This window comes from Blattabacterium clevelandi (assembly GCF_003268615.1).
Classification (GTDB): Bacteria; Bacteroidota; Bacteroidia; order Flavobacteriales; family Blattabacteriaceae; genus Blattabacterium; species Blattabacterium clevelandi.
This window is the reverse complement of record NZ_CP029844.1, coordinates 190,948-215,842: the sequence shown is the minus strand read 5'-3', so window position 1 is coordinate 215,842 and position 24,895 is coordinate 190,948. Positions and strand designations below refer to the sequence as shown.

30 protein-coding genes are annotated in these 24,895 nt (G+C 21.8%); 17 read left to right on the top strand and 13 right to left on the bottom strand.

Going from position 1 to position 24,895, the window contains the following annotated elements:
- Positions 1-4: 4 nt before the first annotated feature.
- Together DM817_RS01050 and lpdA are read right to left on the bottom strand one after the other, a co-directional pair.
- On the bottom strand, positions 5-586 hold the full coding sequence (locus DM817_RS01050) for a nucleoside monophosphate kinase (RefSeq protein WP_113738215.1): 582 nt from the start codon (positions 584-586) through the stop codon (positions 5-7).
- A 145-nt stretch (positions 587-731) separates the two neighbouring features.
- Positions 732-2,117 carry a dihydrolipoyl dehydrogenase gene (lpdA, locus tag DM817_RS01045; RefSeq protein WP_113738214.1) on the bottom strand — a complete coding sequence of 462 codons (1,386 nt, stop codon included), beginning with the start codon at positions 2,115-2,117 and terminating at the stop codon, positions 732-734.
- A gap of 87 nt (positions 2,118-2,204) precedes the next feature.
- Here lpdA and fsa point away from each other — a divergent pair, with 87 nt between their 5' ends.
- The gene (gene fsa, locus DM817_RS01040; protein WP_113738213.1) at positions 2,205-2,867 is read left to right on the top strand and encodes a fructose-6-phosphate aldolase; all 663 of its coding nucleotides are present in this window, start codon (positions 2,205-2,207) and stop codon (positions 2,865-2,867) included.
- On the opposite strand, the gene DM817_RS01035 is transcribed toward fsa, so the two are convergent.
- The 5 genes from DM817_RS01035 to DM817_RS01015 form a co-directional block, all read right to left on the bottom strand.
- Positions 2,860-3,171, bottom strand: a complete 312-nt coding sequence (locus tag DM817_RS01035; RefSeq protein WP_113738212.1) for a hypothetical protein — start codon at positions 3,169-3,171, stop codon at positions 2,860-2,862. The two genes, fsa and DM817_RS01035, sit on opposite strands and share 8 nt — an antisense overlap.
- A complete protein-coding gene (locus DM817_RS01030) occupies positions 3,171-3,818 on the bottom strand; it encodes an outer membrane protein assembly factor BamD (RefSeq protein ID WP_113738211.1) in 648 nt (215 codons plus the stop codon). Before DM817_RS01030 ends, DM817_RS01035 begins: the two co-directional genes overlap by 1 nt.
- A gap of 6 nt (positions 3,819-3,824) precedes the next feature.
- The gene (locus DM817_RS01025; protein WP_113738210.1) at positions 3,825-4,352 is read right to left on the bottom strand and encodes a ferritin; all 528 of its coding nucleotides are present in this window, start codon (positions 4,350-4,352) and stop codon (positions 3,825-3,827) included.
- Between the two features lie 22 nt (positions 4,353-4,374).
- Positions 4,375-5,247: a 4-hydroxy-tetrahydrodipicolinate synthase gene (dapA, locus tag DM817_RS01020; RefSeq protein ID WP_113738545.1), complete on the bottom strand. Its 873-nt coding sequence runs from the start codon at positions 5,245-5,247 to the stop codon at positions 4,375-4,377.
- Between the two features lie 118 nt (positions 5,248-5,365).
- The gene (locus tag DM817_RS01015; protein ID WP_014246142.1) at positions 5,366-5,635 is read right to left on the bottom strand and encodes an RNA recognition motif domain-containing protein; all 270 of its coding nucleotides are present in this window, start codon (positions 5,633-5,635) and stop codon (positions 5,366-5,368) included.
- A 198-nt stretch (positions 5,636-5,833) separates the two neighbouring features.
- Between DM817_RS01015 and pncB the strand changes: the two genes are divergently transcribed.
- From pncB to groL, 7 genes are all read left to right on the top strand, one after another.
- A complete protein-coding gene (pncB, locus tag DM817_RS01010) occupies positions 5,834-7,009 on the top strand; it encodes a nicotinate phosphoribosyltransferase (RefSeq protein ID WP_113738209.1) in 1,176 nt (391 codons plus the stop codon).
- Between the two features lie 92 nt (positions 7,010-7,101).
- The gene (miaB, locus tag DM817_RS01005; RefSeq protein WP_113738208.1) at positions 7,102-8,481 is read left to right on the top strand and encodes a tRNA (N6-isopentenyl adenosine(37)-C2)-methylthiotransferase MiaB; all 1,380 of its coding nucleotides are present in this window, start codon (positions 7,102-7,104) and stop codon (positions 8,479-8,481) included.
- 13 nt (positions 8,482-8,494) lie between these two features.
- On the top strand, positions 8,495-9,769 hold the full coding sequence (locus DM817_RS01000; protein WP_113738207.1) for a sigma-54 interaction domain-containing protein: 1,275 nt from the start codon (positions 8,495-8,497) through the stop codon (positions 9,767-9,769).
- Entirely contained in the window at positions 9,759-10,238 is a 480-nt protein-coding gene (locus tag DM817_RS00995) for a hypothetical protein (protein WP_113738206.1), read from the top strand. Before DM817_RS01000 ends, DM817_RS00995 begins: the two co-directional genes overlap by 11 nt.
- 6 nt (positions 10,239-10,244) lie before the next feature.
- The gene (gene secG, locus DM817_RS00990) at positions 10,245-10,487 is read left to right on the top strand and encodes a preprotein translocase subunit SecG (protein ID WP_113738205.1); all 243 of its coding nucleotides are present in this window, start codon (positions 10,245-10,247) and stop codon (positions 10,485-10,487) included.
- Between the two features lie 117 nt (positions 10,488-10,604).
- A complete protein-coding gene (locus tag DM817_RS00985) occupies positions 10,605-10,883 on the top strand; it encodes a co-chaperone GroES (protein ID WP_113738204.1) in 279 nt (92 codons plus the stop codon).
- Positions 10,884-10,955: 72 nt separating this feature from the next.
- The gene (gene groL / locus DM817_RS00980; protein ID WP_113738203.1) at positions 10,956-12,596 is read left to right on the top strand and encodes a chaperonin GroEL; all 1,641 of its coding nucleotides are present in this window, start codon (positions 10,956-10,958) and stop codon (positions 12,594-12,596) included.
- A 63-nt stretch (positions 12,597-12,659) separates the two neighbouring features.
- Here groL and DM817_RS00975 read toward each other — a convergent pair whose 3' ends face one another.
- The 3 genes from DM817_RS00975 to DM817_RS00965 all read right to left on the bottom strand — a co-directional run bounded on the left by DM817_RS00975 (position 12,660) and on the right by DM817_RS00965 (position 15,439).
- Positions 12,660-13,139, bottom strand: a complete 480-nt coding sequence (locus DM817_RS00975) for a KdsC family phosphatase (protein ID WP_394336194.1) — start codon at positions 13,137-13,139, stop codon at positions 12,660-12,662.
- Positions 13,140-13,228: 89 nt separating this feature from the next.
- Complete coding sequence (locus DM817_RS00970) at positions 13,229-13,618, bottom strand: DUF3276 family protein (protein ID WP_113738201.1); 390 nt, start codon at positions 13,616-13,618, stop codon at positions 13,229-13,231.
- 72 nt (positions 13,619-13,690) lie between these two features.
- A complete protein-coding gene (locus tag DM817_RS00965) occupies positions 13,691-15,439 on the bottom strand; it encodes an ABC transporter ATP-binding protein (protein WP_113738200.1) in 1,749 nt (582 codons plus the stop codon).
- Between the two features lie 82 nt (positions 15,440-15,521).
- Between DM817_RS00965 and nusB the strand changes: the two genes are divergently transcribed.
- The 4 genes from nusB to DM817_RS00945 all read left to right on the top strand — a co-directional run bounded on the left by nusB (position 15,522) and on the right by DM817_RS00945 (position 17,584).
- Complete coding sequence (nusB, locus tag DM817_RS00960; protein WP_113738199.1) at positions 15,522-16,460, top strand: transcription antitermination factor NusB; 939 nt, start codon at positions 15,522-15,524, stop codon at positions 16,458-16,460.
- 62 nt (positions 16,461-16,522) lie between these two features.
- Positions 16,523-16,885 carry a preprotein translocase subunit YajC gene (yajC, locus tag DM817_RS00955; RefSeq protein ID WP_113738544.1) on the top strand — a complete coding sequence of 121 codons (363 nt, stop codon included), beginning with the start codon at positions 16,523-16,525 and terminating at the stop codon, positions 16,883-16,885.
- Positions 16,882-17,496 (top strand): dephospho-CoA kinase, encoded by a 615-nt coding sequence (gene coaE / locus DM817_RS00950; protein ID WP_113738198.1) that lies wholly within the window; start codon positions 16,882-16,884, stop codon positions 17,494-17,496. The genes yajC and coaE overlap by 4 nt, the downstream gene beginning before the upstream one ends.
- Positions 17,480-17,584 (top strand): 30S ribosomal protein THX, encoded by a 105-nt coding sequence (locus DM817_RS00945; RefSeq protein ID WP_113738197.1) that lies wholly within the window; start codon positions 17,480-17,482, stop codon positions 17,582-17,584. The genes coaE and DM817_RS00945 overlap by 17 nt, the downstream gene beginning before the upstream one ends.
- Before the next feature lie 6 nt (positions 17,585-17,590).
- Here DM817_RS00945 and DM817_RS00940 read toward each other — a convergent pair whose 3' ends face one another.
- Complete coding sequence (locus DM817_RS00940) at positions 17,591-18,286, bottom strand: zinc metallopeptidase (RefSeq protein ID WP_113738196.1); 696 nt, start codon at positions 18,284-18,286, stop codon at positions 17,591-17,593.
- A 95-nt stretch (positions 18,287-18,381) separates the two neighbouring features.
- Between DM817_RS00940 and DM817_RS00935 the strand changes: the two genes are divergently transcribed.
- Positions 18,382-19,674: an NAD(P)/FAD-dependent oxidoreductase gene (locus DM817_RS00935; RefSeq protein WP_113738195.1), complete on the top strand. Its 1,293-nt coding sequence runs from the start codon at positions 18,382-18,384 to the stop codon at positions 19,672-19,674.
- Here DM817_RS00935 and DM817_RS00930 read toward each other — a convergent pair.
- Positions 19,667-20,752: a chorismate-binding protein gene (locus DM817_RS00930; RefSeq protein WP_113738194.1), complete on the bottom strand. Its 1,086-nt coding sequence runs from the start codon at positions 20,750-20,752 to the stop codon at positions 19,667-19,669. The two genes, DM817_RS00935 and DM817_RS00930, sit on opposite strands and share 8 nt — an antisense overlap.
- Positions 20,740-21,114, bottom strand: a complete 375-nt coding sequence (locus DM817_RS00925; RefSeq protein WP_113738193.1) for a PaaI family thioesterase — start codon at positions 21,112-21,114, stop codon at positions 20,740-20,742. Before DM817_RS00925 ends, DM817_RS00930 begins: the two co-directional genes overlap by 13 nt.
- Positions 21,115-21,425: 311 nt before the next feature.
- On the opposite strand from DM817_RS00925, the gene DM817_RS00920 reads away from it, so the two are divergent.
- From DM817_RS00920 to DM817_RS00905, 4 genes are all read left to right on the top strand, one after another.
- The gene (locus DM817_RS00920; protein WP_113738192.1) at positions 21,426-21,968 is read left to right on the top strand and encodes an isopentenyl-diphosphate Delta-isomerase; all 543 of its coding nucleotides are present in this window, start codon (positions 21,426-21,428) and stop codon (positions 21,966-21,968) included.
- Positions 21,969-21,980: 12 nt separating this feature from the next.
- Positions 21,981-22,391 (top strand): 6-pyruvoyl trahydropterin synthase family protein, encoded by a 411-nt coding sequence (locus tag DM817_RS00915; protein WP_113738191.1) that lies wholly within the window; start codon positions 21,981-21,983, stop codon positions 22,389-22,391.
- Entirely contained in the window at positions 22,381-23,478 is a 1,098-nt protein-coding gene (gene gcvT / locus DM817_RS00910) for a glycine cleavage system aminomethyltransferase GcvT (RefSeq protein WP_113738543.1), read from the top strand. The genes DM817_RS00915 and gcvT overlap by 11 nt, the downstream gene beginning before the upstream one ends.
- A gap of 107 nt (positions 23,479-23,585) precedes the next feature.
- A complete protein-coding gene (locus tag DM817_RS00905) occupies positions 23,586-24,863 on the top strand; it encodes an MATE family efflux transporter (RefSeq protein WP_235610886.1) in 1,278 nt (425 codons plus the stop codon).
- Positions 24,864-24,895: the final 32 nt, after the last annotated feature.

The following is a 24,895-nucleotide window of genomic DNA, read 5'->3' as shown; positions in this document are numbered from 1 at the left end:
TTATTTAAATATTTAAATTCAAAATTTTTTTTTCTATAAAAAAAGAGATTTCACTTATAGAAGAAGATGCATTAATTTCTATGAAATGATCTTTCCATTTTTTTTCATTCCAAATAAAAGAAGTTTCTTTATTATATTCTTCTATTCTTCTTTGAACTGTAATAATATCCGAATCATCATCACGATGACTAATTTTTCCTCTTTTTAATAATCTATTGATTAATAATTTTTTATTTATTTTAAAAAAAAAAATTATATTTATCCTACCTAATGATAAAGATTCTAATATTTTTTCTAAAGAAAAAACTTGATTTCTTGTTCTAGGATATCCATCGTAAATAATTCCTTTAGATTGAATATGTTCTTTAATTTCTATATTTAACATATTTGTTGTAATTTGATCAGGAACTAATACACCTTGATTAATATAATAATGAGAAAGTTTACCTAAACTTGTTTTATTTTTTATATGATGTCTAAATATCATTCCAGTAGACAAGTGAACTAATCCTAATTTTTTTTTTAAAATTTTTGCTTGAGTCCCCTTTCCACATCCTGGTGGTCCAAATAATATAATGTGTATCATAAAAAAATAATGATAAATAACATAAAAAATATTATTATTATGATAAAAGGTAATAAAGAATTCCGATCAGTACTTTTTATACTAATCTAATAATATTGTAAATACAATAATAATTATAATTTATTTTTTTTTATAAAAAAAATAACTACAAATGAATTGATTTTCCATAAGCATGAAAAATAGATTCAAAAATTGATTCACTTAATGAAGGATGTGGATGAATACTTCCCATTATTTCATAATTAGTTGCCTCTAATTTTCTAGCAACTACAACTTCAGAAATAAGATCTGAAACGTTATTTCCAATCATATGACAACCTAACCATTCATCATATTTTTCGTCAAAAATAACTTTAACAAACCCTTCAATATTTTCATCACAAATAGATTTTCCAATAGAATGAAAAGGGAATTTTCCAACTTTAATTTTATATCCTTTTTCTTTAGCTTGTTTTTCAGTATAACCTACTGATGCAATTTCTGGATAACAGTAAACGCATTTTGGAATATTTCCATAATCTATTTTTTGAGGATTTAATTCTTTTATATTTTCAATACATGAAATTGCTTCATGCGAAGCAACATGTGCTAATGATGGGCCTTCTATTACATCTCCAATAGCATAATAACCTTCTATATTTGTTCTATATTTTTCATCTACTACTATGAACCCTTCTTTAGTTTTAATCCCTATTTCTTCTAATCCTATATTATTAATATTTGGAATAGTTCCAATTGCAGAAAGTGCTATGTCTGCTTCTATAGTAATATCTTTTTTAGGATTTTTAATATCAACTATAATTCCTTTATCAGTATAATTTATTTTTTTTATAAAAGATGAAACATAACTTTTAATTCCTGTTTTATCAAAAATTAATTTTAATTGATCAGATATTTCTTCATCTCCACTTGGAAAAAGTTTAGGAAAATGTTCTATAAGGATAACTTTAGTTCCCATAGAATGATAAAAATACGAAAATTCCAATCCAATAGAACCAGACCCAATAATAATCATTTTTTTAGGTAATCTAGAAAGAGATAATGCTTCTTGATATCCTATTATTCTTTTTTTATTTTGTTGAAATTTTTTTTCAATTTTAGGTTTTCCACCTGTAGCTATAATAATATGCGTAGCATAATATTCCTCAATTTTTTTTTTATCTCGAAAAATTTCAATTTTTTTTCCTTTTTTTAATTTTGCTTCTCCATTAATAACATGTATTCCATTTTTTTTCATTAAAAATGAAACTCTTTTTCTCATTTTATCCACTATATTTCTACTTTTAGAAATTATTTGAGAAAAGTCAACTTTTATTTGATGTATACCAAATAATTTTTTATTTTTTTTTATTTCTTGTAAAATTTTTGCACTATTTAAAATAGATTTTGTTGGTATACATCCCCAATTTAAACATACTCCACCCAAATAATCTTTTTCTATTACAGCTGTTTTCATTCCAAGTTGTGCAGATCGTATAGATGCAATATAACCACCTGGACCACTACCTAAGACAATAACATCAAAATTCATAACTATAATTTTTGATAGATATAAATTTACAAATTTTTATTCTCAATTTTTTTATAAATTTGTTTTTCTTAATTAGAAAAAAAATATATGAAATTTTTTATAGATACAGCTAATTTAAAAGAAATAAAAAAAGCAAAAAAATTAGGAGTATTAAATGGAGTGACTACAAATCCTTCTTTAATATCAAGAGAATCTATCCAAAAAAAAGATATTTATAATCATTATATATCTATTTGTCATCTTTTAGATGATGAGGAAGGAGATGTAAGTGCAGAATTAATAAGTACAAATTATATGGATATGATTCAAGAAGGCGAAAAGCTTTCACTTTTACATCCAAAAATTGTAGTAAAAATTCCGATGATTAAAGATGGAATTAAAGCAATAAAATATTTATCAAAAAAAAATATTAAAACTAATTGTACTTTGGTATTTTCATCTGGTCAAGCTATTTTAGCAGCAAAATCAGGATCTAATTATATTTCTCCATTTTTAGGAAGATTAGAAGATTTATCATATAATGGATTAAATTTAATAAAAGAGATTAAAAATATTTATGATAATTATCACTTTGATACAAAAATTCTAGCAGCTTCCATACGTAATCCATTACAAATTATAGAATGTTCTAAAATAGGAATATATGCAGTAACATCTCCATTAAAAATAATTTTATCTTTATTTAATCATCCATTAACAAAAATAGGATTGAAAAAATTTTTAGAAGATTACGAAAATATTATTAATTAATTTTTATTTTATTATCTAATAAATATTGAATAGAAATAGATGTAGATTTTGGAAGTTTTTCATAAAATTTAGATAAATCTATTTGTTCTTTATTTTCAAAAATTTCTTCTAAATTATTTTTATTGATAAAATTGAATTCTTCCAATTTTTTGTCCAAATCTTCTTTAATTTTTTGACTAATTTTTTGACTAATTCTTTCTAGAATACAAATAGTTCCATAGATATTTTTCCCAGATTTTTTTTCCAATTCTTCACGATCTATTGTTTCTGTATTTATTGGAGCTTTAATTTTTTTAAAATTCATTATTTTAATAATTTTTCATAAAATATTTTTAATTTTTTTATATTAGGAGAATTTGGATATGATTTAACATATCTATAATATGCCTTAAGAAAATTTAAAATTTGATTTTTTTTATTTTTATTATTATTAATAGAAAGTTTATATGTAATTAAACAAATTTTGTATAAAACATCTTCTTTAAAATTACTTTTCGGAAAATTATTTAAAAAATCTTGAAAATAAATTAAAGAAGACTGATATTTTTTCATAAAAAAATATGTATTAGCAATATAATAATCTTTTTTTTCAAGTTTTTTTGATAATTTATTTAAAATTTCATTAATTTCTTCTATTTTTGAACTATTTGGATATTCTTTAATGAATTTATTTAAATTTTCAATTGCCTCTCTAGTTGTCTTTTGATCTAAATCAAAATTTAAAGATTTAAAATAATAATTCAATCCACGTTTAAATGATTCATTTTCCTCATAATTATTTCCTAAATATTTTTTTTTTGAAAAAAGATTCAATTTTCGAAAAATATTTTCCAATATAGAAATTTCATTTTTTTTATTATAAAAAGTAGGATCCCAATTTGATAAATGTTTTCCATTATAACATCCAGTTATTAAAAATAACCATAAAAAGATAATTTTTGTATAGTTCATAATTATTTAATTTTTTTCCACATTTTTTTGATAAAAATTTTTGATATCATGATTAAATAAATATAAGCCTCCTTTATCTTCTCCAATTAATTCAATTTTATCCAATATTTTTTTTATTAAAACTTCTTCTTCTATTTGTTCTTCAACATACCATTGTAAAAAATTATAAGTAAAAAAATCTTTTTCTTGTAATGATAATTCAACTAAAAAATTAATTTCTAAAGAAATTTTTCTTTCATGTTCAAATAATTGATGAAATAAATCCATCAAAGAATTATATGAAATTTTTTCAAAAATATAATATTTACTTTGATTAAAATTATCCACATATCCTCCTCTTTTATTGATATACTTGATTAATTTCAACATATGTCTTCTTTCTTCATCTGAATGATCATATAAAAAATTATATATCCCATCAAGACTACCATATTTATATTCAACCCAAGAAGCCATAGATAAATATAATTGAGAAGATTCTAATTCTCTATTTAATTGTTTTTTTAATTCTATTTGTATTTTTTTACTAAACATAAAAATTAAATAATTAATTTATTTATAGTTTTTTTAATAAACATTGCATTTTTTTTTTTAAATTAGAAGTTCCACTTAATAATGGTAATCTTACATAGGAACTACATATACCTATAATATCTAAAAAAGTTTTAATACCAGTAGGATTCCCTTCTTCATAAAGAAGATCAATCATATTAAAAATTTCATAAAAGATCGAAAAAGATTCTTTTACTTTATTTTTTTTTGCTAAAGAAATCATTTTAGATATTTTATCTGGAAATCCTTGAGCTATTACAGATATAATTCCATTTCCTCCTCCTAATATTAAAGGCAAAGAAATAAAATCATCTCCTGCTATCACACTAAAATTCTTTGGTTTTTTTTTAATAATTTTATAAGATTGTAAAATATTACCAGATGCTTCTTTTATTCCTATAATTCTATTAAAATTATTAGCTAAACGAATAATCGTTTCAGGAAAAACATTAGATCCTGTTCTCTTAGGAACATTATAAACGATTATATTTGCATCTGTATTATTAATAATAGATTTAAAATGTTGATATATTCCTTCTTGAGATGGATTATTATAATAAGGAGAAATAGAAAGAATTGCTAAAAAATCTGATAAATTAATATTTTTTATTTTTTTTATAACATCTTCTGTATTATTACCTCCTATACCTAATATTAAAGGTATTTTTTTATAATTAGAATTTTTAATACATTCAATTATATCTTTTTTTTCATTTTCTTCTAAAGTAGAAGTTTCGGCTGTAGTACCTAATATTATTAAATAATCCACTTTATCTTCTATATATTTTAGAAGTTTTTCAAGTCCATTAAAATCAATTTTTCTATTTTTTTTAAAAGGAGTAACTAACGCTACACCTGTTCCATATAATTCTTTCATAAAATCCATATAATTAATACACTAACATGATTAATTAATTATTTATTAATATTTCAGTATTTATTCATTTTCATTTGTATAATAAACAGATGTAGACGTATAGAAAAAGGAAAAAAAATTAATCCCTTTTTATCCTTGGTCTAGCTACAGAAACAATAATATTTCTTCCCATAAATTCTGTTCCATTTAATTTTTCTATAGCTTGTTTTGCATTTTCTTCATTAGACATCTCTATAAATCCAAATCCTTTACTTCTTTTATTAGAAGTAGATTCGTCAAAAATAATTTTTGCGTTAATAACTTCTCCTATAGATTCAAAATATTCTTTTAATTCTTGTTCTGTCATATCATAAGATAAATTGCCAACGTATAATTTCGTATAATCCATATTAAAAAATAAATTGTTTTAAAAGCAAATTTAGAGAAATATTCTTTCTAAAAGAAAAATATTCTTCTTGAAGAAGTTTTTTAACTTCATATATAAAAAAACAAGATTTTTTCAATTATTTTATAAAAAATTTTTTATTTTCAAGTATTCCAAATAATACTTTTTTGATAATTATCGAAAAATATATTTAATGAATTAATGAATGAATTTTCTATTGTATCGTCTTTATTAGATAATGATTTTTATAAATTTACTATGCAAAATGCTGTAATCAAATTATTTCCTTTAGTAAAAACTAAATATGAATTTATAAATCGTGGAAAACATTCTTTTCCCAAAAATTTTGCCAATCTTTTAAAAGAAAATCTTGATAAAATGTCATATCTTAAACTATCCAATGAAGAAAGGATTTTTTTAGAAAAAAATTGTCCTTATTTAGATTCTACTTATCTTGATTTTTTAAATAAATATCAATATAATCCAAAAGAAGTTAATATATCTCAAAAAGGAAAAAATATACAAATGCATATAGAGGGATTATGGTATAGAACTATTTTATGGGAAGTCCCTTTAATGGCAATCATATCTGAATTATATTATCAATTAACAGGTGCAAAAAGAATTTCAGATCAAAAAATTATTTTTTTAACTAAAAAAAAATTAAATCAATATAAAAAATTAAATATCAAAATTGGAGAATACGGTACTAGAAGGAGGTTTTCATATCAAATACATAAATTAGTTTTAAAATTAGTCAAAAAAGAAGCATCTTCTTTTTTTATAGGTAGCAGTAACGTACATTTATCCCATATTTTATCAATAAAACCTATTGGGACTCATGGACATGAATGGATTATGTTTCATGCAGCTAAATATGGATTTAATATAGCAGATAAAATCGCTATGAAAAATTGGTTAAATATATATGGAAAAAATTTAGGTATTGCCTTATCTGATACATATACTACCCCTATTTTTTTAAAAAATTTTAATCAAAAATTAGCAAATATTTTTGAAGGTATTAGACATGATAGTGGAGATCCAATTTTCTTTACTAAGGAAACTATAAAACACTATCAAAAATTTAAAATAAATCCATTACAAAAAAAAATTATATTTTCCGATAATCTTAATCCATATAAAATAGCTTATATTTCCTCTTTTTGTAAAAATAAAATTACTCCATTTTTTTGTATAGGTACTAATTTTACTAATGATTTTGGACCTCCATCAATGAATATAGTGATTAAAATGGTAAAAGCTATTCCAAAAAAAAAATGGATACCTGTTATTAAACTTTCCAATGTAAAAGAAAAATCTACAGGAAATAAAAAAATGATTTTTTACGCTAAAAAAATACTTAAAATTCCATAATATAATCATTTAATTTTTCATTTTATGACATAATGACATTTTTCTTATCTTTAAAAAAAAATTATTAAATATAAAATAACATAAATAAAAAAATGAATGGAAAAAAAAATTTTTTTTATATAGAAAGTTATGGATGTCAAATGAATATTTCTGATAATGAAATAGTTATTTCTATATTATTAAATAATGGATTTTTTTTAACAGAAAATTTAAAAATAGCAAATATAATTTTATTAAATTCTTGTTCTATAAGGACTAAAGTAGAATTAACTATAAAAAATAGATTACAAAGATTACAGTATTTAAAAAAAGAAAAACCTATATTATTTGGTATTTTGGGTTGTTTATCAAATTCAATGAAAAAAAATTTTTTAGATAATAATTTGATCAATTTTACAATTGGACCAGATTTTTATAAAAAAATACCTAGTATAATTCGTTTATCTATGAAAGGAGAAAAAATTTCTCATATTTTTTCATATAAAAAAGAAACCTATGATAATATAAACCCATTTAGAAAAAAAAATAAAATAACAGCATTTTTGAGTATCACAAGAGGATGTGATAACATGTGTACTTTTTGCATAGTCCCTTTTACAAGAGGAAGAGAAAAAAGCCGTGACCCTTATTCTATAATTAAAGAATGTAAAATTTTATATAAAAAAGGATTTAAAGAAGTCACTCTTTTAGGTCAAAATGTAGATTCTTACGTATGGTTTGGTAGCGATGGATTTAAAAAAAGAAATTATAAAAAAATATATACTGAAAATAATAAAATAATAGATTTTTCTAAACTTTTAGATGTATTAGCTATAGAAATACCTTTTATGAGAATTCGTTTTTCTACTTCTAATCCACATGATATGTCCAATCAAGTAATAGAAGTAATATCAAAACATTCCAATATATGTAAACATATTCATTTACCAGTTCAATCTGGTAGCGATAAAATATTAAAATTAATGAATAGAAAATATACTCGTAAAAAATATCTTTTTTTAATTAAAAAAATTAGATCTATAATTCCTGAATGTTCTATTTCTCATGATATTATGACTGGATTTTGTAATGAAGAGGAAAAAGATCATCAAGAAACACTTAGTTTAATGAATGAAGTAAAGTATAATTATGGTTATATGTTTTCATATTCTCCTAGACCTGGAACTTATTCTTATAATAAATTAGAAGATAATGTTCCAGAAATTATAAAAAAAAAAAGATTAAAAGAAATTATTGACTTACAAAAAGATCATTCTCTTTTTCAAATGAAAAAATATATAGGTAAAATTCAAGAAGTTTTAATAGAAGGAGAATCTAAAAAAAATAATCAATATTGGTATGGAAAAAATACACAAAATATTGTAATAGTTTTTCCAAAAAAAACTTATAAAATAGGAGAAACCGTTTTTATAAAAATAATGGATTACACATCTGCTACATTAATGGGAATAGGAATAGAAAAAAATAAATAAGTAAAATCTATATATGGAATCTATCCATAACATAAAAAAAAAATTTTCCATTATTGGAAATGATTATGCTTTGCATAGAGCTTTAGAAAAAACTATTCAAGTTGCACCAACAGATATTTCCGTTCTAGTTCTTGGAGAAAGTGGAGTAGGAAAAGAATTTATACCAAAAATAATTCATCAATTTTCCTATAGGAAACATCATTCTTATATTGCTGTAAATTGTGGGGCCATTCCAGAAGGGACTATTGATAGTGAATTATTTGGACATGAAAAAGGATCTTTTACAGGTGCTATAAGTATGCGAAAAGGCTATTTTGAAGGTGCAAATGGAGGAACTATATTTTTGGATGAAGTTGGTGAACTTCCTTTAACTACACAAGTTCGTCTACTTCGAATTTTAGAAACAGGGGAATTTATAAAAGTTGGTTCTTCTAAAATACAAAAAACTAATATACGGATTGTAGCTGCAACTAATTTAAATCTTTTAGAATCTATTCAAAAAGGAAAATTTAGAGAAGATTTATATTATCGTCTTAATACAGTTCAAATTAATCTTCCTCCTTTACGTTTTCGTAAAAATGATATTCAATTATTATTTAAAAAATTTTCTAATGATTTTTCAGATAAATATCATATGCCTTCAGTAAAATTGACTGAAGATGCTATAATATATTTAGAAAAATATCCTTGGCCCGGAAATATAAGACAATTAAAAAATCTTATAGAACAAATGTCAATAATAGAAAAAAAACGTGAAATTTCTTCAGAAAAATTAAAAGAATATATTCCAGAAAATATTCCATCTTTATCATTTTCTCATTCGAGAAATAACGAATATTTTTTTCAAAATTTTTCTAACGAAAGAGATTTTCTATATAAAATTTTATTTGATATGAAGAAAAGTTTAAATCATTTAAAAAATTTAACATTACAATTAATAAAAAATAACAATGATAATAAATTTATAAAAAAAAATCAAGAACTTATGGAAAAAGTATTTGGAAAAATAATTAATCCTTCCAATAATTCTATTAAATCTATAGTGAAAGATTCAATATTTCAATTAAAAGATTCTTCAAAACCTTTATCAAGATATGATCTTGATTATGAAGAAATAGAAGAAGATTTTTCAAAAGAAAAATCAGATTCTTTTTCATTACAAAAAAAAGAAATAGAATTTATTCAAAAGGCTTTAAAAAAAAATAATGGAAAAAGAAAGAAAACTGCAATAGAATTAGGTATTTCAGAAAGAACATTATATAGAAAAATTAAACAATATGGTTTATAAAAATATTCTTATTATATTTCTTGTTCCCATTTTTTTTAATAATAGTCATTGTCATTATGCTCCTTCTTTATTGGATAAAAAAACAATAGAAATTGGAAATTTTTCAGATAATATAAATATTTCAGGAAAATCTATTTCTTTTGAATTTAAAAAAAAATTTGAAAATTTTATTTTAAAACATACTCCTTGGAATTTTGTAACAAAGGGAGGAAATATTTATTTATATGGAGATTTTATAGATTATAAAATAATTAAGAGAAGAAATCCAAAATTAAAATTTATTAAAATGACAGTAAAAATTTACTGTAAAGATAATTTAAATCCAGAAAAAAATTGGGAAAAATATTTTGATATTATAGAATCTTTTTCTGAAAAAGATAATTTTCCATTAGAAAATTATCTTATAGTAGAAAAAATTATTAATAATTTGGTTTTTCAACTATATAATAAAATATTTAATAATTGGTAATTAATTATGTATTCAACTATATTATTTATAGGATTATTTATTATTTTAATATGTTTTCTTCTTATCATAATAATTTTGATCCAAAATCCTAAAAAAGGACTTTTTTATCAATCTTTTATGGATAAAAATTTTAGACTTTTTGGAATTAAAAGAACAAATAATCTTTTGGAAAAAATAACTTGGATATTATCTATTTTTATATTTTTTTTGACTTTATTTTTTAATTATATATTAAAACATAATTCATAAAAATATGTCATTATGGCATATAATATTAGTTAAATACAAAAAATTCAAATATTTTTTATTTGGCATGTTTTTGGCTTTGAACGGTTAGTATCATTAACTTTAAAAATTATTTTAAATATGATGGAAGTAAAGATTAAACCTTTAGCAGATCGAGTACTAGTACAACCTGATCCTGCTGAGACAAAAACAGCATCAGGTATTATTATACCTGATACTGCAAAGGAAAAACCACAAAAAGGAACTGTGATATCTGTTGGAAACGGGAAAAAAAATGAACCTATGATTTTAAAAAAAGGTGATAGAATTTTATACGGAAAATATTCTGGAACTGAATTAAAATGGGAAGGGGAAGAATATCTTGTTATGCGGGAATCTGATGTAATAGCAGTTATATAATAATTAATTATGATAGAAATCATAAATAATTATGAATAATCCATAACTTGTAATTTAAAAAATATAAAAATTATGGCAAAAGATATTAAGTTTGATATTGAAGCAAGAGATAAATTAAAAAAAGGAGTAGATGCATTAGCTAATGCAGTTAAAGTTACTTTAGGACCAAAAGGGCGTAATGTAGTATTACAAAAATCTTTTGGAGGACCTCAAGTAACTAAAGATGGAGTTACTGTAGCTAAAGAAATAGAATTAGAAGATTCAATAGAAAATTTAGGAGCTCAAATGGTTAAAGAAGTGGCTTCTAAAACTAATGATGTTGCTGGAGATGGAACAACTACAGCAACTGTATTAGCACAAGCTATCGTTAGAGAGGGATTAAAAAATGTAGCAGCTGGAGCAAATCCAATGGATTTAAAAAGAGGAATAGATAAAGCATTAGAAGTTGTTATTTTAGATTTAAGAAAACAATCTAGAGAAGTTGGAGGAAATACCGATAAAATAAAACAAGTAGCTTCTATATCTGCAAATAATGATGAAAAAACTGGAGCATTAATAGCAGATGCATTTGAAAAAGTAGGGAAAGAAGGAGTTATTACAGTAGAAGAAGCAAAAGGTACAGATACATCAGTAGATGTAGTAGAAGGTATGCAATTTGATAGAGGTTATCAATCTCCTTATTTTGTAACAAATACTGAGAAAATGATAACAGAATTTGATCAACCACAAATTCTACTATCTGATAAAAAAATTGCTGCAATGAAGGATTTGTTACCAATATTAGAACCTGTAGCTCAATCTGGAAAGCCTTTGCTTATTATTTCTGAAGAAGTAGAAGGAGAAGCATTAGCTACTTTGGTAGTCAATAAAATTCGTGGAACATTGAAAGTAGCAGCTATCAAAGCTCCTGGATTTGGAGATAGAAGAAAAGCTATGTTAGAAGATATTGCTATTCTTACCGGGGGGACTGTAATTTCAGAGGAAACTGGAAGTAAATTAGAAGATGTTAAATTAAAAATGCTTGGAAAAGCAGAAAGAGTTATTATTGATAAAGATAATACTACCATTATTAATGGTGGAGGTAGTAAAAAAGATATAAGAGCACGTGTAGATCAAATAAAAGCTCAAATAGAATCTACTACATCTGATTATGATAAAGAAAAATTACAAGAACGTCTTGCTAAATTAGCTGGAGGAGTTGCTGTCCTTTATGTAGGAGCTGCATCTGAAGTAGAAATGAAAGAGAAAAAAGATCGTGTAGATGATGCTTTAAATGCTACTCGTGCTGCAGTTGAAGAAGGTATTGTAGCTGGTGGTGGAGTTGCATTAGTTCGTGCAATCAAATCATTAGAAAACATTATAGGAGATAATCCTGATCAAGATACTGGAATACAAATAGTAAGAAGATCATTAGAAGAACCTTTACGTCAAATTGTAGCTAATGCAGGTGGTGAAGGATCTGTAGTAGTTGCTAAAGTAGCTGAAGGAAAAGGGGATTTTGGTTATGATGCAAAAATTGGAGAATATAAAAATATGATAGTTGAAGGAATTATAGATCCTACTAAAGTAGCTAGAGTTGCATTAGAAAATGCAGCATCAGTATCCGGAATGTTATTAACTACTGAATGTGTTGTTACAGAAATAAAAAAAGATGAACCAAGTTCTCCACCAATGCCTGGAGCTGGTGGTGGTGGTATGGGTGGAATGATGTAAATGTAGTAGTGGTAGAAGATATAATAAAAAAAATAGTGTCATTAGACACTATTTTTTTTATATTTATAACCAATTTTTTTGAATTTTTAAAGTTTGTTCTATTACATCTCTTACACATCCCCTCCCTCCTTTTTTCGGAGAGATATATTTAGAGACCTCTTTTACTTCTGGTACCGCATCTATTGGAGAACAAGGGAGAGCTACAGATTTCATAATTTCAATATCAGGAATATCATCCCCCATATATAATATTTTTTTTTTAGTAATATTTAAAATATTACAATATTCATCCAAATATTTTTTTTTATTATCAACACCTTGATAAATATATTGAATATTAAAATCTCTTAAACGACGAAAAACCATTAAATCTGAACCTCTTGTAATAATACATAGATTATATCCTCTATTTTTTGCTAATTGTATAGCAAATCCATCTTTAGCAAACATTTGACGGACCATATTCCCATCAGGGAATAAATTTAAAGTACAATTAGTTAATACCCCATCAACATCAAAAATAAAAGTATTAATATTCTTCATTATATTTCTATAGTTTTCCATAACATAAAAATATTATCAATGAAAAAAATACTAAAAAAATATAATATGTTACTTAACAATACTTATTTTTATATATCCTCAAAATTCATATTTGTAAGGTCTTTTTTTTCCAATGTTTTTTTATGGATTTCTTTAACTTCTTGATTAAATGTATTATTTTTAAAATCTTTTTGATGACGTTCTGAAATTACTTCTCTCCCTTTTTCATTTATAATAAATCGAATCATATCATCAAGTATACTCTGAAATTTAGAAAAATCTTCTTTATACAAATAAATTTTATGTTTTTTATAAGTAATTTCTCCACTTTCAGAAAAAATTTTTTTACTTTCAGTAATAGTTAAATAATAATCCCCTGCTCTTGTTTCCCTAGCATCAAAAAAATAAGTACGACTTCCTGTTTTTAAAGTACGTGAACAAATTTCATTTCTTTCTTTAATATTTTCTTTTTCGTCCATTTCAAACAAAATTATAAATCCTAATTAAGCAAATCTAAATAAAAAAAATGGTCCATCCTACTTTTCCAAAAATTATTCAATATTTTTTTTATAAAAATAGAAATTTTTATTACCTATTTGAAATATTTTTCCATTTTTTAATACAATAATAAGATCAAAATCAGATAGATAAGATATATCATGAGTAATAATAATAATAGTACTATTTTTCAATTCTTTTTTTATAGAAAGAATTATTAATTTTCTAGTCTTTTGATCTATAGAAGAAAAACTATCATCAAATATAAGTATTCTTGGCTTTCTTATAATAGCTCTAGCAATACATATTCTTTGTTTTTGCCCTCCAGATAATGTAACCCCTCTTTCTCCTATAATCGTTTCATATCCATTTTTAAAATTAAGAATTTCCTCTTCTATCATTACTTTTCTTGCAGCTTCATAGACTTTATATGAATTTTCTTTTTTAATACTTCCTAAAGCTATATTATTATAAATAGAATCTGAAAAAAGAAAAGATTCCTGAGGCACATAACCAATTTTACTTCTAAAATTAAAAAGATTATGATTTTTTAAAGAAATATTATCTATAAATATTTTTCCTTTATTTGGATCATAAAGTCGAGAAATTAATCTTCCAATCGTTGTTTTTCCAGATCCTGTTTCACCAGTTAAAATCAAAGTTTTTCCTTTTTTAATAGTAAAAGATACTTTATCTATAGTATTAGATTGATTTTTTAAATTAGAATTATAAATAAAACTAACATTTTTAAATTTAATTTTTCCAATAACTTCTGTTTTCCCCAAATTTTTATTAAAAATTTCAGGTATTTCTTTTAAAAATTTATTTATACGATTTTGTGATACTTTTGCTTTTTCTACTATAGAAATAACCCAACCTAAAATAATAAAAGGAAAAACTAATACATTGATATACGTAAAAAATTCTGCAAGAATTCCTATTTCTCTTATTTCTCCTTTAAAATATTTTTTACCTCCAAAAAAAATAATTAATAAATGAATCATTCCAATAAAAAAAATAATAATAGAAGATAAAATAGTATCCATTTTAGCTAATTCTATATTTTTTTTCTGATATTCTAATATAATTCTCTTATGTTTTTCTTGAAAAAAAATTTCAGATACAAATGATTTAATAACATTAATTCCAGAAAAAGTTTCTTGTATAAAAGAAGAAATAAAAGATTGATAACTTTGTACATTTTTACTTTTTTTTGTAATAAAAATACCAATATGATAAATAAAAATAAAAAGTATAGGAATAGGTATTACTACATAAAAAGTTAATATTTTATCTAATCGGAACATTTGTATAAAAACCATTAAAAATAAAACTATAAGATTAACAAAATACATTACTCCTGGTCCTATATATTGTCGAATAAAAGAAACGTCTTCTGTAAGACGATTCATCAAATCTCCAGTTGAATTTTTTTGATAAAAAGATAAACTCAATTTTTGATAATGTAAAAAAATTTCATTTTTTATATCAAATTCTATCATTCTTGACGTTGTAATAATACATTGTCTCATATAATATTTAACAATTCCTCCTATAATTGGTACTAATAATATTATACTTGTATAAATTAATATTTTTATTTTTAAATTATTAAAATAATTATAGGAATTATATTTTGAAAAAAATATAAAAATATTTTTTATCGTATTAATAGATTTTCCTATATAAGGAATAGGAAGTATAGTTAAAATATTTGATATTAAAATTAATAAAAAACCTATACATAAACGAAATTTATATTTAAAAAAATATTTTTTACTAAAAGTAAATAAACCCCTCATCCCGAATATAAAAATACAAACTTTTTAATTTAAAATTTTATTTATATAATTGTAAACTATAAAAAATTAATACCATAAAAAAATGTTAATGAGGCGATACTTCAGAATAAGAAGTTTTCAATTTTTATATGCCCAACATTTATCTAAAATAAATTTTAAAAAAGTAGAAAAAAACATGCTTCAAAATATTGAAGAACTACATGAATTATATATTTTTTTACTTTATTTAATATTAAAAATTAGAGATAAAGCTATAAAAAATATAAATGAAATTTCAACTAAAAATAAAATCAATTCTGTACAGAAAATAGCATATAATTCCATAATTAAAATATTATCTAATAATAAATATTTATTAAAGTATAAATATTTAAAATATTATGAAAAAAAATTATGGATAAAACAAGATGAATCTATTCTTTTTTTATTAATAAAAGAAATGCAAACATCACAAATTGTTAAAAATTCCATCCAAAAATTTAATTCCTCTTTTGAAGAAGAAAAAAACTTTATTATAAAATATTATAAAAATAATATAATTCCCAATAAAAAATTAATAGATTATATTGAAGATAGATATGTAATAAATGGTTCAGAAAATCTATATCTTGCACACAAGATAGTTTGTAAAACTTTAAAATCTATAAAATTATCTACCCCACAAAATTTTAAATTATATAATATTTATAAAAATAATGAAAATAAAAAATTTATTATTGATTTATATAGAAATACAATTTATCATAAAGATGAATTTAATAAACTCATTGAATATATATCCAAAAATTGGACTATAAAGAGAATAGCTACTGTAGATTTAATTATATTACAAATGGCTATTTGTGAATTTTTATACTTTCCAAATATTCCTCCAAAAGCAACTATAAATGAATATATAGAAATTACAAAAATATTTTGTATGGAAAAAAGTAAAATCTTCATTAATGGTATTTTAGATAAAGTATTCAAATTACTATACAAACAAAATAAAATATTAAAAACTGAAAAAGAGTTAATATAATTATTTTTTTACTTTACTCATTTTACTTATTATATATTCCCAAAAAAAAAATGTTAAAATTTATGTTTCCTATATTACAACAAAATTCTATAACAAACACTATTTGGATGTTTGTATTAATATTTATTGTATTTTATTTTTTTATGATACGTCCTCAAATACGAAAACAAAAAATAGAAAAAAAATTTCAAGAAAATTTAAGAAAAGGAATTTATATAGTAACAAATTCTGGATTACATGGAAAGGTAATAGAAATTACAAATCATTTTTGTATATTAGAAACTATTACAGGAAAAATAAAATTTGAAAAAAACGCTATATCTAAAGAATTAACTCAATTACGTTATGAAAATTTATTGAAAATAAACAAAAATAATAATAAAAAAAAAGAAATAGAATTTAAAAAAAATATTGAAAAAAAATGAGATCATTTTTGATAGGAATTACTGGAAATATGGGATCTGGAAAAAGTTTATTTTCCTCTTTTTTTAAAAAAAATGGAATTCCTGTATATTCATCAGATCAAAAAAGTAAAATTTTAATGAATCAAAAAAAATTATTAAAAAATAATATTATAAAATATTTTGGAAAAAAATCATATAAAAAAAATAAAATTAATACAAAATTTTTATCTAAAATAGTATTTAAAAATTCTATTTATTTAAAATTATTATGTTCTATTGTTCATCCTTGGATTTTTTTAGATTTTAAAAATTGGATTTTTTCACAAAATACTTTGTATTCTATAAAAGAATCTGCTATTTTATTTGAAAGTGGATCTTATAAAAATTGTGATTTAATTGTTACTATTATTTCTCCTATAGAGAAAATGATTGAACGAATCATTAAAAGAGATCATCTAAGTGAAAAAAAAATTATGAATCGTATTAAATTTCAAATTTCTGATAAGGAAAAAATAAAAAATTCTAATATAATTATTGAAAATACTCAGGACATTTCTTTTTTAAAAAAAAAAACAAAAGAAATCCATAATAAAATTATCCAAAAAATTTTAAAAAATGGGAAAAGGAGATAAAAAAACTAAAAAAGGAAAAATAAAAAATAAAACATATGGAAATCTTCGTAAAAATCCAAGAAATTCTAAAAAAAAGAATAAAAAATAATCAAAATTATTCATTTTTTTTATTAAAACTAAAAATAGATAAAAAATACATTAATTGAGCTAAACTACCTAAAGCTGAAACAACATAAGTCATTGCTGCCCATTTTAAAGAATCTTTTGCCTTTTCATATTCCTGAAATGTTACCATATTTTTATTTTTTAACCAAGTTAAAGCTCTTTTACTAGCATCAAATTCTATTGGAAGAGTAATAAAAGAAAAAAAAACAGCTAAAGAAAATAATCCTATACCTAATTTAAGAATAAAAGAATTTTTTCCTTCTGAACTATAAAATATTGTAAGTCCAATCATTATAGCTAAATGTGTAAATTTAGAACTAAAGTTCAAAATAGGAATTAATCCATTTCGAAATTTTAATAAATTATAACCCCATTTATGTTGTAAAACATGACCACATTCATGAGCAGCGATAGCAGCAGAAGCAGCGGAATTTTCATAATAAACTTTTTCACTTAAATTAACTGTTTTATTTAATGGATTATAATGATCAGTTAATTCTCCTTCTACAGATATAATATTTACGTCATAAATACCATTATCCGTTAACATTTTTTCTGCTATTTCTTTTCCACTCATATGATTTTGTAAATAAAATTTAGAATAAGTCTGAATTTTATCTTTCAAAATTTTACTGACTATAACACTAATAAAAAATGTTATTCCTATAATAAAATAATAAATCATAAAAATTATATAATTTTTATTAACAAAATTATTAATTTATCAATTAAAATGAAAATATAATTTTTATAATAAATTTATACGTCAAACTTTTGACTATGAATATTCCAACACAAAATAATCTAAAAAGAGTCGTAATAATTGGAGCTGGGTTTGCCGGTTTACAAGTTGCTAAAAAATTAAGAAGAGATAAATTTCAAATAGTCCTTATTGATAAAAAAAATTATCATACTTTTCAACCTTTATTATATCAAGTAGCAACAGCAGGATTAGAACCAGATTCTATTGCACATGCTATTAGAACAATTATAAAAAAAACAAAAAACTTTTTTTTTAGATTAGCTAACGTTAATTTTATCAATATAAAAGAAAAAAAAATACATACAAATGTAGGAATTTTATTTTATGATTATTTAATTATAGCTACAGGATCTGTAACTAATTATTTTGGAAATAAAAATATAGAATTTTTTTCATTACCAATGAAATCAATTCCAGAAGCATTAAATTTAAGAAGTCTTATACTACAAAATCTTGAATATGCATTACTTACAAAAAATTTTAAAGAAAGAGAAAGACTGATGACTTTTGTTATTGTTGGAGGAGGACCCACTGGGGTAGAACTAGCTGGTGCTTTAGCAGAAATGAAAAAATATGTATTACAAAACGATTATCCAGATTTAAATATTCAACGTATGAAGATTTATTTATTACAGGCATCTTCTAGATTATTAGATGGAATGTCAGAAAAATCTTCAAAACAAGCTTTTAAAAATTTAGAAGAATTAGGAGTAAATATTTGGTTAAATTGTTTGGTAAAAGATTACGATGGTAAAATTGTTTTGATAAATAATAATATAAAAATAGAATCTTCTAATGTTATATGGGCAGCAGGAGTAAAAGGTGCTATGATAAAAGGATTTATAAAAGAAGATATGATGAATGGACAAAAAATTTTAGTAGATAATTATCTTAAAACCTTAAGATATCCAAATATTTTTGCTATTGGAGATATAGCTTATATAATTAAAAATAAATATTATCCAAATGGTCATCCTATGACAGCTCAACCTGCTATTCAACAAGGAAATTATCTTGTTAAAAATTTTAATTATTTTTTATTAGATAATAAATTAGGACCCCCTTTTAAATATAAAAATCTAGGTACTATGGCAACTATTGGAAGAAATAAAGCAGTTTGTGATTTTCCTTATTTTAGATTAAAAGGATTTTTAGCATGGATTATTTGGATGTTTGTTCATTTAATTGGTCTAGTTGGATTTAGAAATAGAGTAATAACTTTAACAAATTGGATTATTCAATATTTTCATTATAATAAAAGTGTACGTATAATTATAAAACCATTTCATAGGAAAAAAAAAATTAATTAAAAATAAATTTGGAAAAAATATTTTTTATTTTATTTTCTGTTTCTAAATATTCTTGTTCAGCATTACTATGCATAGTAATTCCACTTCCTGCATATAAATTGATTTCTTTTCTATCCATTTTTATTTTTGCACATCTTAAATTAAGATATAATTCCATATTTATTTTATCAACAGGGCCAAAATATCCTGTATAAAAATTTCGATGATAACCTTCATATTTTTGAATAAAATCTAAAGATTTTTTTTTAGGATAACCACATATAGAAGGAGTTGGATACATATTTTTTAAAATTTCGAAAAAATTTGGTTTTTTAAAAAAAGAAAAATTAATTGGAGTTTTTAAATGTTGTATAGTTCCTAAATTTATAGTTGTTGTTTTTCCTATAGATAAAATTCCTGAATAATATTTTTTTAAAAAATTAGTAATATATTCTATTACTATTTTATGTTCTTCTATTTCTTTTTGTGTCCATTTATTGTTATTTTCTAAAATAGAAATAGTACCAGCTAATGCTACAGTTTGTAATTTTTTATCGTTACATTTCATTAATAATTCTGGAGAAGCTCCTAACCAAAAACCATAAAAAAAATCATACCATAAACTTATAAAAGAATTAGGATAAGAAAAAATTAATTTTTGAAAAGTTTTTTTTAAATAAAAATTATGAAATGGTATTTTTATTAATCTAGATAAAACTACTTTTTTTAAATAATTATTTTTTATAAATTTAATAGCTTTTTTAAGTAAATTTTTATATTCATATGAATAAATTAAAAGAGAGGAATTTATATCTATATCTATAAAAGAAGAAGGGATATTAATTAATTTTTTAGATATAAATTTTTTTATATCTAAAAAATAAATTTCATTAGTATAAATTTTTACGATATTTTTATGATTAAAACTTCCAATTAAAAAAAAATTTTCTTTTATTTTAATTTTTCTATTATTATCACAAGAATAAAGATAAATTTTGTTTTCATAAGGTTTTTTAAATAAAACAAAACTTTCATTATTATAATATTTTTTTATTACTTTTTTATATAGATTAATGATATTTATTTCTATAAATCGCATATTTTTTTAGGAATTATTATATTGGTCATTTTACAAAAACTAATAATATTTTTATGTTCATTATAAATATTTATTTTTATAAAATGAATTTTTTTCCCTTTATGAATTATTTTTGACTTAGCAAAAATAATTCCATTTTTAACATTTCGTATATGATTTGCAGAAATTTCTATATTAAAAATATTTGAATTATTTTGATTTAAATTTATTATAGATAAAGCACTTCCAACACTTTCTGCTAAAGCAATTGTTGCTCCACCATGGAGATATCCCATAGGTTGAAGTAATTTTTTATTTACTGACATTTTTGCTACTAAAGTATTTATTCCTATATCAATATATTTTATATCCAAAGTATACATTAAAGTATTTTTTCTTAAATTATTTAATTCATTTAATAATTTTTTTTTTTCATTTTTTTAAATTTTTTGAAATAAATTTTTATTCATTCTATTATAATTATAATATTTAAAAATCAATAAATACAATTTTTATTTTAATAGAAAAAATTAATTTTTAATAGAAATTTTAAAAAAAAGTATTTTTTAAAAAATTTTTCAAAAATTAAAATTATAATTTTTATCAAATAAAATTAATCAACTATTTTTCATAAAAAATTTTTTATATCAAATAGGAAGTATTATAAATTAAAAATTTAAAAAAATAAATCATAATGACAAAAAAAAATATTTTTATTCCTTTAATAGGAAAAAAAAATGAAATTATTGGTTTTGAAAAAAAAGAAAAAATTCATATAAAAGGATTATTACATAGTGCAGTATCAGTATTTATATTTAAATATAATCCAAAGGATAATAATAAGTTATTAATGTTACAAAAAAGATCTTCAAAAAAATATCATTCTTCACTACTTTGGACCAATACCTGTTGTAGTCATCCTAAAAAAAATGAGTCTATTTTAAAAGCTGCACATCGATGTTTAATAGAAGAAATGGGATTTGATTGTTTTTTAGAAAAAAAATTTTGTTTTACTTATTATGAATTATTAAATAATGGATTGATAGAAAATGAATTAGACCATGTTTTTATAGGATATTACGCTTATCCACCTATTATTAATTATCAAGAAGTTGATCAATGGAAATGGATTACATTAAAAAAACTGATTATAGATATGCATTTTTATCCAAATTCTTATACTATATGGTTTAAAATTATTATAAATAAATATTTGAAAAAATTAAATTTTAAATAAATAATTATTTTTATGAAAGCAACTATAAGTAGAAAAGGGCATTTTAGTGCTGCACATAGACTTTATAATCCTCATTGGGATCGTAATAAAAACATTAAAGAATTTGGGAAATGTGCATATATCAATTATCATGGACATAATTATGAATATATTGTTAGTATTACAGGAGAAATAAATTCAAAAACTGGATTTGTTTTTAGTATACAAAAATTGAAAAACCTTATTCGTGAAGAAATAGATGTTCTTTTTGATCATAAAAATATTAATGTAGATATTGAAGAATTTTATGATATTAATCCTACAACGGAAAACATTGTTATTTTTATTTGGAATAAAATCAAAAAAAAAATATCTTCTGATTTAAATTTAAAAATAACTTTGTACGAAACTAAAAATAATTTTGCAGAATATGATGGATCTTAATATATTAAAAAAAACAATATTATATAATAATCATATACAATTAGGAGCTAAAATGATCCCTTATTCTGGTTTTTCTATGCCTCTTCAATATATTTCTTCATTAAAAGAACATATGGCTGTAAGAAAATCTGTAGGTTTATTTGATATTAGTCATATGGGAAAATTTATTTTAAAAGGAAAAGATTCCCATAATCTACTTCAATATTTAACCATAAATAATTTATCTAATATAAAATCAGGACAAGCTCAATATACTTGTTTAGTTAATACTTTAGGAGGTATTATCGATGATTTAATTATTTATAAAATTTCAGAAAAAGAATTTTTACTTATAGTTAATGCAATAAATATTGAAAAAAATAAAAAATGGATAAATAATTATATAAAAAATAAAAAATTAAAGTTTTTAGATATTTCCCAAAAATATTCTATTTTATCCATACAAGGACCAAAATCTATATCTTCTATTCAAAAATTAACAAATATTCCATTATCTAAAATTCCATTTTATCATTTTGAAATAGGAAAATTTTTGGATATAGATAAAGTTTTGATATCAAGAACAGGATATACTGGATCTAAAGGGGTAGAAATTTATATTCATAATAAATATACGGAATATATATGGAATAATATCCTAAATATAGGTACTATTTCAAATATGATACCTTGTGGAATAGCAAGTAGAAATTCATTGAGAATGGAAATGGGGTATCGTTTATATGGTCAAGATATAACTGAAAAAATAACTCCTATAGAAGCTGGATTATCTTGGATTACAAAATTTGATAAAAAATTTATTGCAAAAAAAATATTGAAAAAACAAAAAATAGAAGGTACATACAAAAAATTTTTTTCTTTTTTTATAGAAAAAGGGAAAATACCTAGACAAGGATATTTATTGAGAAATAAAAAAAATTCTATTATTGGAGAAGTGACTTCTGGTTGTTTTTCTCCAGTTTTAAAAAAAGGGATAGGATTAGGTTTTATTACAGAAAAAAAATTAGATAAAAAATCTATTTTTATTTCAATAAGAAAAAAAAAAATACCTGTTAATATCGTAAAATTTCCATTTATAAAAATATAAGAAGAAAATATACCACATATTTACAGTATTTTAAAAAAAACCTTTTATTAGCAATCCCTGTATCTTTCACTCAATTAGGAGTTATAATCGTTGGATTATCTGATAATATGATGGTAGGATTTTTGGGTAAAAATGCTTTGGCATCAGTTTCATTAGCTAATTCTATATTTTTTGTTCTCGTTATTTTTGGATTTGGAATATCTACTGCTATATCTCCATTAATAGCATTAGTAGATGCAAAAAATGAGTATAAAAAAGGGGCTATTATTTTCTATCATGGATTGATACTTAATTTTTTTTTATCAATATTCATGTATATTTTTATACATATTTTTTTCTATATTCTTCCATATTTAGGTCAACCTAAAGAAATTTTAAATGATACAATATCATTTTTAAGGATTACAGCTTTTTCTTTTATTCCATGGATGATTTTTGAAATTTTTCGAAAATTTTCAGAAGGATTATCTTTAATTATTCCCAGTTTAATCATTACTTGGATATCTGCTTTTGTTAATATTATTTTGAATTATTTATTTATTCATGGTTTATATGGAATCCCAAAATTAGGAATTTCTGGAGTAGCTTATGCTACTTTAATTTCTAGAATAATAATGTTAATAGGTATTTATTGTTTATTATATAAATATAAAAAAGTTCGTAATTATTATAATCATTTCAAATATTTTTTTTTAAAAAAAAAATATTTGAAAAAAATTCTAAAAATAGGTATTCCTTCTGGATTACATATGTTATTTGAAATAAGTGCTTTTTCTATCTCTTCTTTTATATCTGGAAAATGTGGAATAAAAGAATTAGCTGCACATCAAATAGTTCTTAATCTTGTCTCCTCAACTTTTCTTCTTAGTACAGGATTTTCCGTATCTGCAACAATTAGAATAGGGAATCAATTAGCTTTAAAAAATTATTATGAATTAAGAAAAATAGGATGGTCGGTTATAATTATGGGAATAATATTTATGTTAATATGTAGTCTTATATTTTTCTTTTTTCGAAATTATATTCCTTATTTATATATTAAAAATGATTATGAAGTCATTTATCTAGCAAAAAAAATGATTATAATTGCTAGTGTTTTTCAAATATCTGATGGAATACAAGGAATAATTATTGGAGCATTAAGAGGGATACAAGATGTTAATGTTCCTATGTGGATAAGTTTTTTTTCTTATTGGATTATTGCATTGCCTATAGAATGGTTATTTTCCATATATTTTAAAATGGGTGGTCAAGGTGTATGGATAGGATTAGGAATAGGGATTACTTTATCATCTATGCTTTTGATAATAAGATATGAGACTATAACTAAAAGACTTATAAAAAAACAAGAAAAATATAAAACTTCTAATCTAGATTTTAAATAATAAACTCATTAAGTAATCATTAACAATTAAAT